Below are 15157 nucleotides of genomic sequence, written 5' to 3' on the forward strand. Positions count from 1 at the left end.
CACTCGCGCCACCCTCGATCATCCTGCAGGCTCGCAGCGCAAGCTGCGGGCCCACAGGTGCTGGCCTCACGGCCTCATCAAAGCCAGCGCTTCTCCCGGAAGCGCCAGTAGAGCCAGGCGCAGGCCACCACGATCACCGTCAGCACGAAGGGATAGCCGTATTTCCAATGCAGTTCGGGCAGCACGTCGAAATTCATGCCGTAGATACCGGCGACCGCCGTGGGAACCGCCAGAATGGCCGCCCAGGCGGCGAGCTTCCGGGTGATCTCGTTCTGCTGGGACTGACCCGTCATCAGGCTCGACTCGAACGCGAAGGCCAGCACCTCCCGCAGCGACTCGATCTCCTCCTGGACCCGCCGGATATGGTCGGACACGTCGCGGAAGAGCGGCTGCATCGCGCCATCGATTCCGGGCAGTCCTGGCTGCTCGAGCCGGCGGCAGACCTCCACCAGCGGCACGGCCGCGTTGCGCAGGCGCAGCAGATCGCGCCGCAGCTGATAGAGCCGGACGATCTGGTCCTGCGGCTGGCTCGCGGTCAGGATGCTGTCCTCGATCTCCTCCACCTCGGCCTGGATCATCTCGATGACCGGCATGTAGTTGTCGACGATGAAGTCCAGGATCGCATAGAGAATGAAGTCCTCGCCCTCCGCGAGCGCCTTCGGGGCCGCCTCGCAGCGCTGCCGGACCGGCGTGTAGGTCGTCGAGGCGCCATGGCGGACGGAGACCACGTAGCCGCGTCCGACGAACAGGTGCGTCTCGCCGAAAGCGATGCGCCCCTCCACCATCTGGGCCGTCCGGGCGACGACGAACAGAGCATCGTGGTATTGTTCGACCTTGGGCCGCTGATGAGCCTTCAGAGCGTCCTCGATGGCGAGCTCGTGCAGGTGGAACTCCCCCTGGACCCTCCTCAGGAGCTCGAGGCTGGGCTCGTGCAGGCCGATCCAGACCACGTGCCCGGGCTTCTTGGACCACTCCCCGGCCTCTTCGATGGGGATCTCCCTGAGACGTCGGCCACCCGCATAGACGGCGGACGCAACCACGCCGGGCATGCCCAGGGACGGAACGGAAACACGCTTGAGAGGCTTTGCCATGTCGATCCAACGCGCAACCATCCTGGCCCGTTGTCGCCGCCGGGGCAAGCCGCTCCCGCGGCCTCCCTGGGGACAGGTGGCCGATCCAGGGGCGGCGTGGTACATTGGCCCCTTGCAGGGGATCGACCGATGACCAAGACCGTCACATCCCTCTTCCACAGCGAACATCACGCGACCACCGCGGTGAACCGCCTGAAGCAGGCGGGCATTCCGGCCGACGACTTGGACATCTGGACCACACCTCACAATCTCGCTCCTCTCCTGGAGGATCTCGGGGTGTCCCGCGCCGACGCTCACGCCTACGCGGAGGGCGTGGTGCGCGGCGGCACCGTGGTGATCGTGCGGTGCCAGGCCCCGGAGGTCGGAAAGGTCGTCGAGATCCTGGACCAGGAGGGCATTCTCGATCTCGACGAGCAGCAGGCGGAGTGGCGGACCGAGGGCTGGGAAGCCGCAGGACCGGCGGGCGACATCGCCCCATCGCCGGACGTGATCCCGGCCGCGGCGGAGACCGACCGGGTGGTCGAGGTCATCCATGGCCGCATCCGCGTCCAGTCCCGCCGGACGGAGCGCCCAGGACGGGAATAGCCGGATCCGCGATCATGTTGCCTCGACGCTGGCGAAACGCCCCTGGAGCGCGGCCGACCGCGTCCGGACGCACAAGGAACGGGCAGCGCCCGCACGAGACCAGCAGCTCGGATGAACGCGCCGCGCCAGCCGCGAGGCGTTGCCTATTGCATCTCTTTCGGCAGGAGGGCGTCGTACTGCTCGGGGGTGAGATAGCCCGTCACGGAGGCGTTGCGGCTTTTCTGGTAGCCCATGATCGCCTCGCGGGTCAGCGGCCCCATGATGGCGTCGACGGGACCCGTGTAGAGACCCAGATCGCGGAGCCGCTGCTGGATCAGGCGGCGCTGCTTCTGACCGAGCTGCGAATCCTCGATGGAAGGCCCGACGGATGCATGCCGCAATCCTTCGGCCTGGGCGGCCGCGATCTGCGCCTCGGCCTCGACGCGCCTCGCCTCCTGCTTGGCCTTCTCGGCGTCGGCCTGCGCCCGCTCCACATCGGCCTGAGCCTTCTTGGCGTCGGCTTGCGCCTTCATCACCTCGGCCTGAGCCCGTTCGGCCCTCAACTGCTCGTCACGGGCACGCGTTTCCGCCTGTTCCCGCGCCCGACGCTCCGCTTCGAGCCGTCCTTCGATGTCCTCCGACTTCTGGACCATGGGCACGGCCTGCGGCGATGTCGACGCGACTGTTTGCGATACAGGCGCGGGAGCAGGAGCGGGAGCGGGCCTTGCGAGATTGACTTCCTGCACCTGCCCGAACACGGCCCCGAGGCTGCCGTTCGACGCGACCTTGACGGCTTCGCTGAACGATGGACTCGGTTGTTGGAGCAGCTTGGCCAGGGCGTCGGCGGCCTGCTCGCCGGCCCCGTCGATGCGGGATACCGGGATGCGTGCCGAGCTGGAGAAGGCCGTGACGGCGTTCTTCGGAATCTCGCTGGTGAATTGAGGCCGCGCATCCAGCCCTTCGATGGCATTCTCGAAGGTCGGGGACGTCATGAAGAAGAACACGCCGCCCGTCTGCGCCCGTGCCGCGATCTGCGCCATGTTTGTGGTCGAGAGCGCGCGGGACAACAGGTCGGCCGCCCGGCCGATCTCAGTGTTGGTCGCCAGGAAAAAGGTCTGCCCGCCCCAGGCGATGCCGTGACCGATCAGAACGACCAGAGCCAGATCGGCACCCTCTGCCTTGGCGGCGAAGTCCCGCAGGCCGGCTCGGGCGGTCGCGTTGGTCGGATTGGGACTGACGATGACATCGAAGCCCCGGGCCTTCAGCGCCTCGGCGATTTCGGCACCGCGCTTCGTCCCGATGCTGGACTTGGGAAGCTTCTGATATTCCTCCGCCGTCAGGACCAGAGCGACCCTTCCGGAGGCATGAGCAGTAACGACACTCGCGAGCAGCAAGGAAAACGCAAGGACAGCGATCCCCAGAAAGAGTATCGGGTGCGCCCGATCAAGGTCTCCCGATGTGCTTTGGCGCACAGGGGATCGGCCCGCAAATCCACCCACAAGACCGAAATGCATGGCACGTCTCCAAGACTTGCACTATCATGAAATCCGGTAGTTGTAACGCAAACTAACCTCACGAGCCGTTGGAGATCTCCCGTGGGACTACGGCTGAAATTCAATATCATTCTCGCCGTTTGCTATCTGCTTGGGCTCAGCCTGTCGATTTATCCATTCTATCAAATTTCCCGACAGGAAGCCATGGATCAGCTCCAGTCGCAGATCGACGTTCTGCGAGCCCAAGCGCTGTCCGTCCGCCGCTATACGTCGGAAGAGATCCAGCCCTTGCTCGCGGAGCACTCGAGCGTCCAGTTCCTGCCGCAGACGATCCCGTCGTTCTCGGCCCAGACGGCATTCCGCAACTTCCGGGGATTCTATCCTCAGTTCTTCTACAAGGAAGCTGCGCTCAACCCGACCAATCCGGCTGATCTTGCACGGGACTGGGAGCGAGAGGTCATCGAGAAGCTCCGGGCCAACCCCGAGCTCACCAAGGATATCAGCTATCAGACGATCAACAATCGCTCGCATTACACGGCGACCTATCCTTTGGTGATCAAGGACGAGTCGTGTCTGACCTGCCATTCGACTCCCGATCGGGCTCCGACCTCGATGGTCGCCCTTTACGGCAGCAAGAATGGATTCGGCTGGAAGCTCAACGAGACGATCGGAGCGCAGATCATCTCCGTGCCCATGGACATCGCCGAAGGAGCGATCTGGCGGAACCTGCTTCTCTTCGTCGGAACATCGAGCGTCATCTTCCTGGTCCTGCTGGTTCTGCTCAATGTCCTGCTGAACCGCTACGTGATCAGCCCGGTGACCCGCATGGCCAAGACGGCCGAGGCCGTGAGTATGGGCGACGCGTCCGTTGCCGAGTTCGAATATCCGGGTTCAGACGAGATCGCATCCCTGTCGCGATCCTTCAACCGGATGCGCAGAAGCCTGGATAGCGCATTGAAGATGCTTGAAAAGTGAGCAGTACGATTGATCCGTGGCCCAACAGAACCAGATTACCGCTCGTCATGGAATTGCATCCGATGACCGCAGATAAGGATCTGAGGACGGGCAGCAGCCAAGGCGGCACAAGCGGCATGCCCGCCCGAGTCGGCAAGTATCGCCTCGACCACGTCATCGGCCGTGGGGCCATCGGTGTTGTCTACAAGGGCTATGACGAACAGATCGACCGCCCGCTCGCGATCAAGACGCTTCGTCCCGAGATTCTCGAGAACCTGAACGAGAACGACGAACTGCTCCGTCGGTTCGCCACCGAGGCGCGCTCCGCCGCGCGGTGCCTGCATCCCAACATCGTCACGGTCTTCGATTTCGTCGAGCAGGATGGCGCGCCCTACATCATCATGGAATATGTCAATGCTGGCACGCTGGAGAACGTGATCCGCCGGGGGACGCTGCTGCCGATCCGACAGGTCGGCGAGATCATGGCGCAGCTGCTGTTCGCTCTCGGCTACGCTCATTCGAAGGGCGTCATTCACCGGGACGTGAAACCGGCCAATATTCTCTGCCCTTCGGCAGCCTCGATCAAAGTGTCCGATTTCGGCGTGGCCCATGTGGATGCCCTGGATCTCACCAAGCCTGGCGGCATCCCCATCGGGACGCCGAACTACATGGCGCCCGAGCGGTTTCTCGGGCGCCCAGCGGATATTCGCGCCGATCTCTTCTCCGCCGGAGTCATCCTGTTCCAGATGCTGACGGGCACAAAGCCCTTCATCGCCGCGGATCTGCCTGAGCTGATGCGCAAGCTGATGAACGATCCGCCACCGGAGGTAAGAACCTATCGGCCCGAGCTTTGGCCGGAGATCGACGTGGTCGTTCAGCGCGCATTGGCCCGCAACCCCGAGGATCGCTTCCAAACGGCGGACGAGTTCATCGTATCGCTCAATGCATCCATCGAGATGCGCCCCAGTGCCGACCTCCCTCCCCTCGACCTGACCGAGCTCTCCCACCTGCCGGGAAAGGAGCAGGCCGCGCCGGCCAAGGAGCGGCTCAACCAGACCATGGCGGAGGTCCTCACCCCCACGACGCTCGACGCGCTCGGGCGCTCGCTGGCCAGTTCGCTCGGCCCCATCGGTCATCTTCTGGTAAGGCAGGCCTCGCACGAGACCATGGACGTCGATACGTTCCTCGATCTGCTCGTCGAGAAGATCAAGACCGAGGCCGAAGCGTCGACCTTCCGAAAGGCGGCCCAGCAGGTGCTGCGTGACGACAAGGGTTTCAAGATTGCCCAAATGGAAGCCGTCATATCGCTGACCGAGATCCGGGCTGTATCGGAAGCGCTCCTGCCGCTCATCGGCCCGGTTGCGCCGACGCTTGTCGCCCGCCAGGCAGAGAAGGCGGTCGGCCGAGACGATTTCTATCGCCGCCTTTCAGATTTCATTCCCAACGAGCGGGACCGGGCGCGGTTTCTTGAGATCCGTGGTAAAATTGGCGAGACGAAACAGTGACATGTAGGCACTCGATGAAAGCGTGATGGACGATCCGGCCCCTGATGCACCGCAGCCTGCAGGCAAACGAGTTCGACGTCTACGAGCGGTCTTCGCGGCCGACATGGCCAACTTCGGCGGCCTGGTGTCCGTCGACGAGACCAATACCCTTGACGCCCTGTGGGCGACGAGGCGCATTGCCCGGGAGGAGCTTGCGGCTCACGGCGGTTGGCTCTTCGGGATGCCGGGAGACGGGCTCTTCGCGCTCTTCGAGAGTGCGGTCGATGCCGTCCGTTGCGCGCTCGACACCCAGGCGCGTCTCGCCGCGATGACGAAGCTCGATGCAGTCCGCATGCGGATCGGCATCCATCTCGGGGATGTCCTGTTCCAGGACGATCTGCCCTTCGGCGAGACCCTCGTGATTGCGGCCCGTCTGGAAAGCTTGGCGGATCCAGGCGGCATTCTCGTATCGGCAGCCGTCATGGAAGCCGTAGCCCCCCGCATCTCGGCGACCTTCGGCGAGCGCGGAGTGTTCGACCTCAAGCACAGCCCGCGACGGATCACGACGTTCAGCGTCGGGATGCCGCCATCATCGAGTGATATGAACGCGACCCTGAGCCTGATCGAGCCGCTCGATCGGACGGTCCTGTCAGTGGCTTCGGCGCGCATCGAAGAGACAGTGCCGGCACCCTTGCCCCCGGCCGCCTGCCTGGAGCCGCCGGCCCTCACGCTTCCGAAGGCCGCCCCTCTCGTCGTCCCGCACGGCCGTGCGGCCCCCGATCCCGCGCCTCCCGTCGCCCTGGAGCCGGAGGTCCCGCCGGCTCGTCAGACTTCCATGGATCCGGGGGCCGTTCAGGGCTGCCTCGCTGAGCTGGCTCATGCCCTCACAGTGTATCTCGGTCCCGTCGCGGGCCTGCTCGTGAAGCGGCACGCGGCAGAGCTGGCGGATCCGGCCAAGCTCGTCGAGGATCTTGCCCGCGAGATTCCCGCACGAGACGAGCGTCTGCAGTTCATCGCCCGCGCCCAGCAGATCGTGGCGCGGCGGCGCCACTGACACCTCCTACTCGCCGAATTCCGCGATCTCGTCGATCCGCTCGAGATCATGGACGATCAGCCCGCCTCGATCCTGGCTCAGCAGGCGCTCCTCGGACCATCGGTTCAGAAGCTTGTTCAATCCCTCCCGCGACATGGCCGTCCATTGAGCCATCTCGCTCTGGGTCAGCTTGAGAACGACCTCGATACCTCCAGCCGTCGCCCTCCCGTGATCCCGGGCGAGATGCCCGAGAATGCGGGCGAGGCGCTGCGGCGCCTGACGCAGGGTGGCATCCTCCATCCGGGCACTGGTCCATCTGAGCCGGCTGCACAACAGGTCGATGACGTTGCGCACCAGCTGCGGATCCCGGTCCAGCGCCTCATAGAAGGTTCGCCGGGCGATGCTCGTCAGTCTCGTCCGCAGCATCGCAGAGGCGCCGGCGGTCCGCACGCCGCCGTCGAGCATGCCGATCTCGCCGAACACGGCACCATTGGTCAGCACATTGAGCGTGACTTCGGCGCCGGCAGCCGAGACCGTCCAGATCCGGATACGGCCCTCGGCGATTACGTAGAGCGCGTCGGAGGTGTCACCGACATTGAACAGCAACTCGCCCTTGTCCAATGTCCGACTCTGAGCCCTGCGGGCGATCTGGTCGACCGTCGACGGGTCGATAGCCTTGAAGATGTCGAGTGCTTCGAGATGGACCAGCTTGTCGGCGCCGGTCGCCGGTTTGGGCGGTTGCACGTCTGGCATGACCGAATTCCCACGGTGTGGAGCACGAGGCCTGCCAGCATAGCGTTCGACGGGCCAGGGGCAAAGGCGCACCGCCGGCCGCGATGTTCGGACAATCCCGCCAGGGCTGTCCGCCGAAATGGGCGTTTGTGATCCTCGTCACAGTGCTCGGCGCGAAGCCGGCCCATGATCATCCCACAGACGCCCTCCCCGTTGCCCGTCTCATTGCGTGCGGAGGGTCGCAACAGGGATGCTCGCGATGAGAAATGGAATGAAGACCAGCGCCGAAGTCCAACTCCGGACGGCTCTTCGCACGCTCAAAAAGCCGCTGATCGGGATCAGTGTCATCAGCTGTCTCGGAAACGTCCTGATGCTGACCGGCCCCATCTTCATGATGCTGGTCTACAACAAGGTCCTGGCAAGCAAAAGCATCCCGACGCTGGCAGCCCTCTCCCTGCTCGCTCTGCTGCTCTATGCCTTCTATGGCCTCCTGGAGGCGTTGCGCGGCAAGCTCATGGCCCGCGTCGGCATCACGTTCGACCACCGGCTGGCTCCCACTCTGTTCGAGGCGACGCTGAAGCTGCCGCTCCATTTCGGACCCCATGCCCGCAATCACGATCCGCTCCAGGATCTAGCCTCCATCCGCAACTACCTCATGGGTCCCGGACCGGTCGCGCTTCTCGATCTGCCCTGGATGCCGATCTATTTCGCGATCCTGTTTCTGGTCAGTCCGATCCTGTTCCTCGCCGCGGGAGCCGGCGCTCTGTTTCTCGTCATTCTCAGCATGGTCAACGAACTCGTCACCAAAGGAACGGTCAAGTCGGCGAACCAGGTGCACGCGGCCACCATGACCCTCCTGCTGGATGCAAGGCGCAATTCGGAAGCAGCCGCCGCCATGAGCATGGGAGACGACCTGTGCAAGCGCTGGGGCGGCGGTTACGTGAACTCGATCTCGCACGCCCGCGACCTCGCCGACCACGCCAGTGTGTTCGGGGCAATCTCCAAGACGGTCCGGCTCGTCCTGCAATCCGCGATGCTGGCGCTCGGAGCCTTCCTGGTCATCGAGGCGAAGATGTCTCCCGGCGCCATGATCGCGTGCTCGGTCATTCTCGCACGGGCTCTCACCCCCATCGATCAGGTGATCGGCAACTGGCGCAGCACCTCGGCCGCGTGGCAGGCTTTGCGCCGGCTGAGGGCGCTCACCTCCAAGCTTCCCCAGGCGGCTAAGCAGCAGCACGGCATGCCGCGGCCGCGCCACACCCTGTCGGTGCGGGATGTCGCGATCGTTCCCCCGGGCGGGACCATCGCGACCGTGTCGGGCGTCTCATTCGAGATCGAAGCCGGCGACGCTCTCGGGATCATCGGCCCCAGCGGATGCGGCAAGTCCACCCTCGTTCGCGCCCTGGTCGGCGCCTGGCCGACCGCGCGGGGCGATGTCCGCTTCGACAACGCCCTGATCGCTCAGTACTCGCCCGATGCGCTGGCGGACGCCATCGGCCACCTGCCGCAGAGCATCGAGCTGTTCGATGGAACGATCGCGGAGAACATCGCGCGTTTCCGGAAGGACGCGACCGTCGACCAGGTGATGGATGCGGCTCGCATGGCTGGCGTGCACGATATGATCCTGGCGTTCCCGAAGGGATACGACACCCCGGTCGGCGAAGGCGGCGCCATCCTGTCAGGCGGTCAGCGCCAGCGCATTGGGCTTGCCCGAGCCCTGTTCGGCAATCCTTTCATCGTCGTGCTCGACGAGCCCAACTCCAATCTGGACCCGCTCGGGGAGCAGTCTCTGAACGACGCTATTCAACAGATGCGACAGGCCGGAAAGATCGTCGTCATCGTGGCCCACCGGCCGAGCGCCATCTTCGCCGCCAACAAGATCCTGTCAGTCCGCAACGGCCGCGCCGAGATGTTCGGCCCGAAAGAGCAGGTTCTGGCCGCTCTGTTCCCGCGCATCGGGCAGCCGCACAAGCCCGCTCAGGCGATGGGTCCGCAACCGGTCGGTGCTCCCTCTGTCGTCGCGACAGCGCAGCCAGGCGCGACCCGTTCCGACCCGAGCACCGCATCGGGTCCGCAGGATGGTCTCGGCACGGCGGCGGCAGAACCGGCGAACGGAGACGCCGGCCCGGCCACCGCGACCGTCACCAGTCTGGACGCCACCCGGACCCAGCGGGCAAGCAGCCACGCGAGCTAGCGGATGTGAACTGGGCCACAGCACGGGCGCGCCGCGCATGCCAACGTGATGCCGGACCGAGCGTCGGTCCGTCGAAACCGACGCAGAATCCTGACAATGGAATTGCCTGTTGCCCAGCCGACGACGGCAGCCCACCCGATGGAGCGCACCATGACCGAGTTCGAAACCGACCTTGCGGCTAATTCCTCCTCCATGCGCCGGCTGATGCGCTGGTTCATCCTGAGTTCCTTCATCGTATTCTTCGGGATCGGCGGCTGGGCGGTCGCCGCCAAGGTCGACAGCGCGGTCGTCACCTCGGGCACGTTCGCAGTCCAATCGAGCGCCCAGGCGGTCCAGCACCTTGAGGGCGGCGTCATTGGGGCGATTCTCGTCAAGGGAGGAGAGCTCGTGCAGGAGGGACAGGTGCTTGTCCGGCTCGATGCGGCGAAGGTTACGGCGGATGCGAGCATCCTCGAACGCAAGCTGATCGATCTCACCGCCCAGAAGGCACGTTTGGAGGCCGAGCAGTTGGACCGCACGACGATCGCGCGGCCGGAGCTCTCGATCCCGTCGAAACAGGCCGAGACAGCCTTGAGAGCGGCTCTTGCGGCAGAGGAAGGCCTGATGAACGAGCGGCGCTTCACGCGCCTGAGCCAGCTCTCGCAGCAGCAGGAGCGCAAGCATCAGGTCGAGAGGCAGATCGACGGGTTCAACGAGAGGTCCCGGGCCCTCAAGGAGGAGCTCGCCCAGGTGACCGCCGAGTTGGCCGACCAGCGCATGCTGGACAGCAAAGGTCTGATCCGGCGCCCGGTGCTGCGTCAGACGGAACGCGAGGTGAGCCGCCTGAAGGGCGAGATGGGCGACATCGAGGCCCGGATAGCGGGTGCCCGGTCCCAGCTCACCGAGATCCAGTTCAAGATTGCCGAGCTCACTCAGAATGCCCGCTCGGAAGTACTGCGACAGCTTCAGACCGTCACCGCCAGCCTGGCCGAAACGGAAGAGCAGCTTGCGGCCGCCCGGGATCGGCTTCAGCGGCTCGATATCCGGGCTCCGAGGACCGGGCTCGTCCACGAGCTCATGGTGCACACGATCGGCGGGATCGTCGCCCCCGGGCAGAAGCTGATGTCGATCATCCCCAGCGCCGAGCCGCTGATCGTGAACGCGAAAATCCGCCCTGAGGAGGTCGATCAGGTTCATATCGACCAGCCGGCGACCATCCATATCAGCTCGTTCAAGCTCCCAACGCCTTTGGAACTCGAGGGGATGGTCACCAATGTCTCGCCGGACCAGGTCGTCAGCGGCGAATCCGGACAGGCCTATTTCACCGTGAAGATCGCGATTGCTCCAGGAGAGCGAAGCAAGCTGGAGGGGAAGGAACTGACGCCCGGCCTGCCGGCCGAGGTGCTGATCCGCGGGGAGACCCGGCGGATCATCACCTACCTGACCCAGCCGCTCACCGATCGGCTCGCCGTCGCCTTCCGTGAAGAGTAACCCGAGAAGTCCGTCGTCGGACGCCCGTGCAGGATCCTGTGCGAGCGTCCGGGCAGCACGACCCGATCCATGCCCTCGTCAGACGGGACCGACGTCATGTAAGATCCTCTCGATCAGAATGCTGAACGATCCCGACGCCGAGGCGACCATGAACAGGGCAGACAGCCGCAGTTCCCGGACGAGACGCTCAGCGCCGCGGCAGGAGGTCAAGTCAGTCAATCTCGCCCTTCAGGGGGGAGGTGCCCATGGCGCCTTTGCATGGGGCGTGTTGGACCGTCTGCTGGAAGAGGACGCCATCGGCATCGAGGGCATCAGCGCGACGAGCGCAGGAGCGGTCAACGCCGTGGTCTGTGCCCATGGGCTGATCAATGGCGGGCGCGAGGGAGCGCGCCAGGCGCTTGGGGAGTTCTGGCGGCAGATCTCGCAAGCCGCCCTCCTCAGCCCCGTTCAACCCTCCGCATTTGATCGCCTCACCGGAAGTCACAGCCTCGAAACTTCGCCGGTCTTTCTGCTCTTTCACATGCTCACGCAGGTGGTCTCGCCCTACGAGTTGAACCCGTTCAACTATAATCCGCTTCTCCACGTGCTCGAACGAACGGTCGACTTCGAGCGTCTGCGGTCGGATCCTCAAGTCAAACTGTTTCTCTCGGCCACCAATGTTCGCTCCGGGAAGATCCGGGTTTTCGAGAACCATGAGATGAGCGCCGAGGTGGTGCTTGCGTCGACCTGCCTGCCCTTCATCTTTCAGGCCGTGAGGATTGACGACGAGTATTACTGGGATGGGGGCTACATGGGAAATCCGGCCCTCTTCCCGCTGATCTATCGATGCGAGACATCCGACATCGTGGTGGTTCACATCAATCCGATCAGCCGGCCCACCGTCCCCAGGACGGCCGCCGAGATCCTCAACCGGATCAACGAGATCAGCTTCAACTCGTCGCTCATGAGAGAAGTTCGCGCGGTCGACTTCCTCAACAGGCTCGTGGAGGAAGGGCGGGTTCTGGCGCCCGATATCAGGGAGGTGCGCCTGCATGCCGTCGAAGCCGACGACGTCATGCAGCACCTGGGCGCCGCCTCGAAGCTGAACGCGGATTGGAGCTTCCTCACCGATCTGCATGCGATCGGACGCGAAAAGGCCGACGCGTGGCTGAGGACCAGTTTCGCAAAAGTCGGGTTCGAATCTTCCATCGACATCGGCCACCGATACCTTTGAGCGACGAGGCGAGGCCGAGATCGACCGTTGCCGTCGCGCACCCGAGACCATCCTGCTGGTCCTCACCGGGCGACCCACAATCGGACATGCCCCCTATCGTCCGACCCAGCCGAAATTTGTGATCACGTGCACAGAAGGACCAAGCGGAACAGGTCAGTCTGATCCCATGAGCAGTTCGGGCCAAGAGGAATGGTCCTCCCCGGTCTGATCACCGGCATCTCCTGAGGAGATCGACATGGGAAGACGGATTTGGATCGTTCTGGCCTTGCTGCTGTCGGCGATAAGTTCCGGCCATGCCGGTCCTCACCTCTTCCGGGATGAGGCAGCTCCGCCCCTGCCCGGCTGGGTTGCATTCTGCAGCCGCCATCCGGAGGAATGCGCCGTCGATCTGAAGGAACCGGAGTTCCTGCCGCTGACCGTGGAGATCGCGACTCTCCTCTCTTCGGTGAACCTCTCGGTGAACCGTTCCCTGATCCCGGTGACCGACCAGAACCATTGGGGCGTCGTCGATCTGTGGAGCTACCCGAGCGACGGTCTGGGCGACTGCGAGGACTACCAGCTCCTGAAGCGCAGGATGCTGGTCGAGGCCGGTCTTCCGCGCCGAGCCATGCGCATGACCGTGGTGATCGACGAGAACGGCGAGGGTCACGCGGTTCTGACCGTCCGCACGGATCGGGGCGACTTCATCCTGGACAACAAGACGGATGATGTGCTGGCCTGGTTCAGCACCCACTATCGCTACATCAAGCGTGAAAGCGCCGAGACCGCAGGCTGGGTCTTCCTCACGCTCGAACAGGCCGGTACGTCGCTGACCTCGTCTTCCGACAGGTAGCCCTTGCCTCCTCGGGTCTGCCCGGGGGCGCCTGTCCCAGGGCAGCCGGGATCCGTGCATTCAGGCTGTTGCGGCCAAGTTAAACCGCACGTCATTGGGAATCCCGGTCACGCTCGACGGCTTCCTGCTGAAGGCGCCGGATGTCGATGATCTTCACGCGGGCTCGTCCGAGCTCGACAGCGCCGCTCTTCCGCCATTTCTGCAACTGCCGATTGACCGTCTCCCGACCCGCTCCGACAAGCACGCTGAGTTCCTCCTGCGTGATGTCGATCTCATCGCCGAAATCTTCCGCGAGCTTCAGCAGGCGCCGCGCCAATCGGGATCGGAGAGACAGGAGAGAAGCCTCTTCCAGACGTTCGCTCGAGAACCGTACGCGCTCACATAGCAGTTCGATGATCCGCGTGGTGATTTCCGGTCGCCTCTTCAGCAGATCCTGGAAGTCGCTTCGCCGGATCATGAACAGCTCGACACTGCCGGACGCAACCGCATCGGCACTCCTCGGGTGTCCGTCCAACAGGGCGAGCTCGCCGAAGATATCGCCCGGCCCGAGAATATTGAGCGTGAATTGTCGTCCGGCATCCGTCGTCGTCGTGATGGTGATCTGCCCGCGACGGACGCCATAGAGGGCATCGCCCGGATCTCCCTTGAGAAACAAGGTTTCGCCGTCGTGCATCTTTCGGGACGTGCATAAGGCCGCAATCTGGGCAATTTCGTCCGGGCCTAGCGCGGAAAAGAACGAACTCACGGAGAGAGCCGAAAAAAACGGCAAATCCTTCCGGATCTGTTCTCCATCGAGACGCACCTTCACGCCTCCCCTGTATGAGTTCACCAACAGAGATCGCAATCCAAGACGGAAACCAGGCAACTATAGATGAAAGAGGAATAGTCTCAACAAGAGACAGGGAGATTCTCAACCGCAGGAACGTCGGAGGAATTCAGCTGGACATTAGACGCGAACCTCCCGTCTCGGCTGGCGTGGTATGTTATGTAATTTTGAAGCCATACGGATGAACCGCCGGCCGGCTCAGTTGTTCTGGCCAAGTTTCCGTGCTTGAGCCGGCTGAACGCCCCGAGAGCTTGCCTTAGAGCTTGACGGACTACGCTTTGTTGCGCGTCGGTTAAGGCTTGCCTCCTGCGAGCTCCTGGAGAATCCGGCGGCGCGCCCGCCGCATGGCCGAGAGTTTGGAGGGTTTCATGACGGGCTCCTGCCGGCGAACTGACGGGGACGGATGACGACCGCGGGTTCGTCCTTCCGGACGGCGGGGCGGACCGGGACGGAAACGATCACCGGCTGATCGGTCCATCGATCGAGAACGATGAGAACCATGGCAATCTCCTTTCATGTGCTCCTACGGTGTCCGAGATGAGCATGGTGTTCTGTGACGGTGGTCACACAGAGGGGGGCGGCTCAGGCCGCGGGGGAAACCTGCAGACGGGTGAACCGGGTCACATCGAGCATCTCTTTGCCAGACAGAACGACGGGCCGCGGAGCGCGGCCATTCACCGCGATGGCGTCGGCCACGAACAGGAGGGCGAGTAGACAGAGGATGCGACGGGACATGTTCGAACTCCATGTGAGGCCGACCATGCCACCGGCCCTTTCCGGGAACCGTGATCATGAGCACAGAAGACGGATCCTTCCTGTGGGAGAGTGGAAACATCGAGATGGAGGCTCAAATGTTCTATCTGTACTTCCACTGCGCAGGCCCAGGCGAAATCCTGATCGACCGTCACGGAGCGGAGGTTCTCGACCTGATCGAGGCTCGCGACCGAGCCCTCACCCTGGCGCGAGCCCTCGTCGAGAAAGCCTATGGCGCACGCGACTTCGCCGACTGGCACGTCTATGTCAGCGACGAGGACGACGACGAGATGCTGCTCATCCCTTTCTCAGACGTCATGCCGACCCTTCACTGAGGGATCCGCGACAGGCGAGGCAAGCGCACTCCCTCTCGATGCCACGAGCCTCCTGCGCCTGCGCGGGCGGCCGGCGGCAGACAAGCCTCCGTCCCGCGGCTCTCCGCAGACACCCGTGCCGCGCGGAGCCGCGATCAGCACGGAATCCCGTGCTGACGCGACCTCTCCGGCAATGATCGGACG

General features: G+C 64.0%; 15 protein-coding genes. 9 read left to right on the plus strand and 6 right to left on the minus strand.

Annotated elements, in window-relative coordinates; genetic code table 11:
• Positions 1 to 77: 77 nt before the first annotated feature.
• The gene (gene corA / locus KBI52_RS16330) at positions 78 to 1091 is read right to left on the minus strand and encodes a magnesium/cobalt transporter CorA (RefSeq protein WP_173946563.1); all 1014 of its coding nucleotides are present in this window, start codon (positions 1089 to 1091) and stop codon (positions 78 to 80) included.
• 129 nt (positions 1092 to 1220) lie between these two features.
• Between corA and KBI52_RS16335 the strand changes: the two genes are divergently transcribed.
• Positions 1221 to 1676: a hypothetical protein gene (locus KBI52_RS16335; RefSeq protein WP_210808726.1), complete on the plus strand. Its 456-nt coding sequence runs from the start codon at positions 1221 to 1223 to the stop codon at positions 1674 to 1676.
• 143 nt (positions 1677 to 1819) lie between these two features.
• On the opposite strand, the gene KBI52_RS16340 is transcribed toward KBI52_RS16335, so the two are convergent.
• Positions 1820 to 3169: a peptidoglycan-binding protein gene (locus KBI52_RS16340; RefSeq protein ID WP_210808728.1), complete on the minus strand. Its 1350-nt coding sequence runs from the start codon at positions 3167 to 3169 to the stop codon at positions 1820 to 1822.
• Between the two features lie 183 nt (positions 3170 to 3352).
• Here KBI52_RS16340 and KBI52_RS16345 point away from each other — a divergent pair, with 183 nt between their 5' ends.
• From KBI52_RS16345 to KBI52_RS16355, 3 genes are all read left to right on the plus strand, one after another.
• Entirely contained in the window at positions 3353 to 4123 is a 771-nt protein-coding gene (locus KBI52_RS16345; protein WP_247654437.1) for a DUF3365 domain-containing protein, read from the plus strand.
• A gap of 62 nt (positions 4124 to 4185) precedes the next feature.
• A complete protein-coding gene (locus KBI52_RS16350; protein WP_173946559.1) occupies positions 4186 to 5607 on the plus strand; it encodes a serine/threonine-protein kinase in 1422 nt (473 codons plus the stop codon).
• 25 nt (positions 5608 to 5632) lie between these two features.
• Positions 5633 to 6640, plus strand: a complete 1008-nt coding sequence (locus KBI52_RS16355) for an adenylate/guanylate cyclase domain-containing protein (RefSeq protein WP_210808730.1) — start codon at positions 5633 to 5635, stop codon at positions 6638 to 6640.
• Positions 6641 to 6646: 6 nt separating this feature from the next.
• On the opposite strand, the gene KBI52_RS16360 is transcribed toward KBI52_RS16355, so the two are convergent.
• Complete coding sequence (locus tag KBI52_RS16360) at positions 6647 to 7372, minus strand: Crp/Fnr family transcriptional regulator (RefSeq protein WP_173946557.1); 726 nt, start codon at positions 7370 to 7372, stop codon at positions 6647 to 6649.
• 250 nt (positions 7373 to 7622) lie between these two features.
• Between KBI52_RS16360 and KBI52_RS16365 the strand changes: the two genes are divergently transcribed.
• From KBI52_RS16365 to KBI52_RS16380, 4 genes are all read left to right on the plus strand, one after another.
• Positions 7623 to 9545: a type I secretion system permease/ATPase gene (locus tag KBI52_RS16365; protein WP_210808732.1), complete on the plus strand. Its 1923-nt coding sequence runs from the start codon at positions 7623 to 7625 to the stop codon at positions 9543 to 9545.
• Positions 9546 to 9695: 150 nt separating this feature from the next.
• On the plus strand, positions 9696 to 11015 hold the full coding sequence (locus tag KBI52_RS16370; RefSeq protein WP_210808734.1) for an HlyD family type I secretion periplasmic adaptor subunit: 1320 nt from the start codon (positions 9696 to 9698) through the stop codon (positions 11013 to 11015).
• A 118-nt stretch (positions 11016 to 11133) separates the two neighbouring features.
• Positions 11134 to 12228: a patatin-like phospholipase family protein gene (locus KBI52_RS16375; RefSeq protein WP_247654438.1), complete on the plus strand. Its 1095-nt coding sequence runs from the start codon at positions 11134 to 11136 to the stop codon at positions 12226 to 12228.
• Positions 12229 to 12463: 235 nt separating this feature from the next.
• Positions 12464 to 13060, plus strand: a complete 597-nt coding sequence (locus tag KBI52_RS16380) for a transglutaminase-like cysteine peptidase (protein ID WP_210808736.1) — start codon at positions 12464 to 12466, stop codon at positions 13058 to 13060.
• A 91-nt stretch (positions 13061 to 13151) separates the two neighbouring features.
• Here KBI52_RS16380 and KBI52_RS16385 read toward each other — a convergent pair whose 3' ends face one another.
• The 3 genes from KBI52_RS16385 to KBI52_RS16390 all read right to left on the minus strand — a co-directional run bounded on the left by KBI52_RS16385 (position 13152) and on the right by KBI52_RS16390 (position 14621).
• Positions 13152 to 13733: a Crp/Fnr family transcriptional regulator gene (locus tag KBI52_RS16385; RefSeq protein ID WP_247654439.1), complete on the minus strand. Its 582-nt coding sequence runs from the start codon at positions 13731 to 13733 to the stop codon at positions 13152 to 13154.
• Between the two features lie 519 nt (positions 13734 to 14252).
• Positions 14253 to 14387, minus strand: coding sequence for a hypothetical protein (locus KBI52_RS33470; RefSeq protein ID WP_256439494.1), 135 nt, complete (start codon positions 14385 to 14387; stop codon positions 14253 to 14255).
• An 81-nt stretch (positions 14388 to 14468) separates the two neighbouring features.
• Complete coding sequence (locus KBI52_RS16390) at positions 14469 to 14621, minus strand: hypothetical protein (protein ID WP_173946552.1); 153 nt, start codon at positions 14619 to 14621, stop codon at positions 14469 to 14471.
• Positions 14622 to 14677: 56 nt separating this feature from the next.
• Here KBI52_RS16390 and KBI52_RS16395 point away from each other — a divergent pair, with 56 nt between their 5' ends.
• On the plus strand, positions 14678 to 14974 hold the full coding sequence (locus KBI52_RS16395; protein ID WP_247654440.1) for a hypothetical protein: 297 nt from the start codon (positions 14678 to 14680) through the stop codon (positions 14972 to 14974).
• The last annotated feature ends 183 nt before the right edge of the window (positions 14975 to 15157 follow it).

Source organism: Microvirga sp. HBU67558, assembly GCF_018069605.1.
Lineage (GTDB): Bacteria > Pseudomonadota > Alphaproteobacteria > Rhizobiales > Beijerinckiaceae > Microvirga > Microvirga terrae.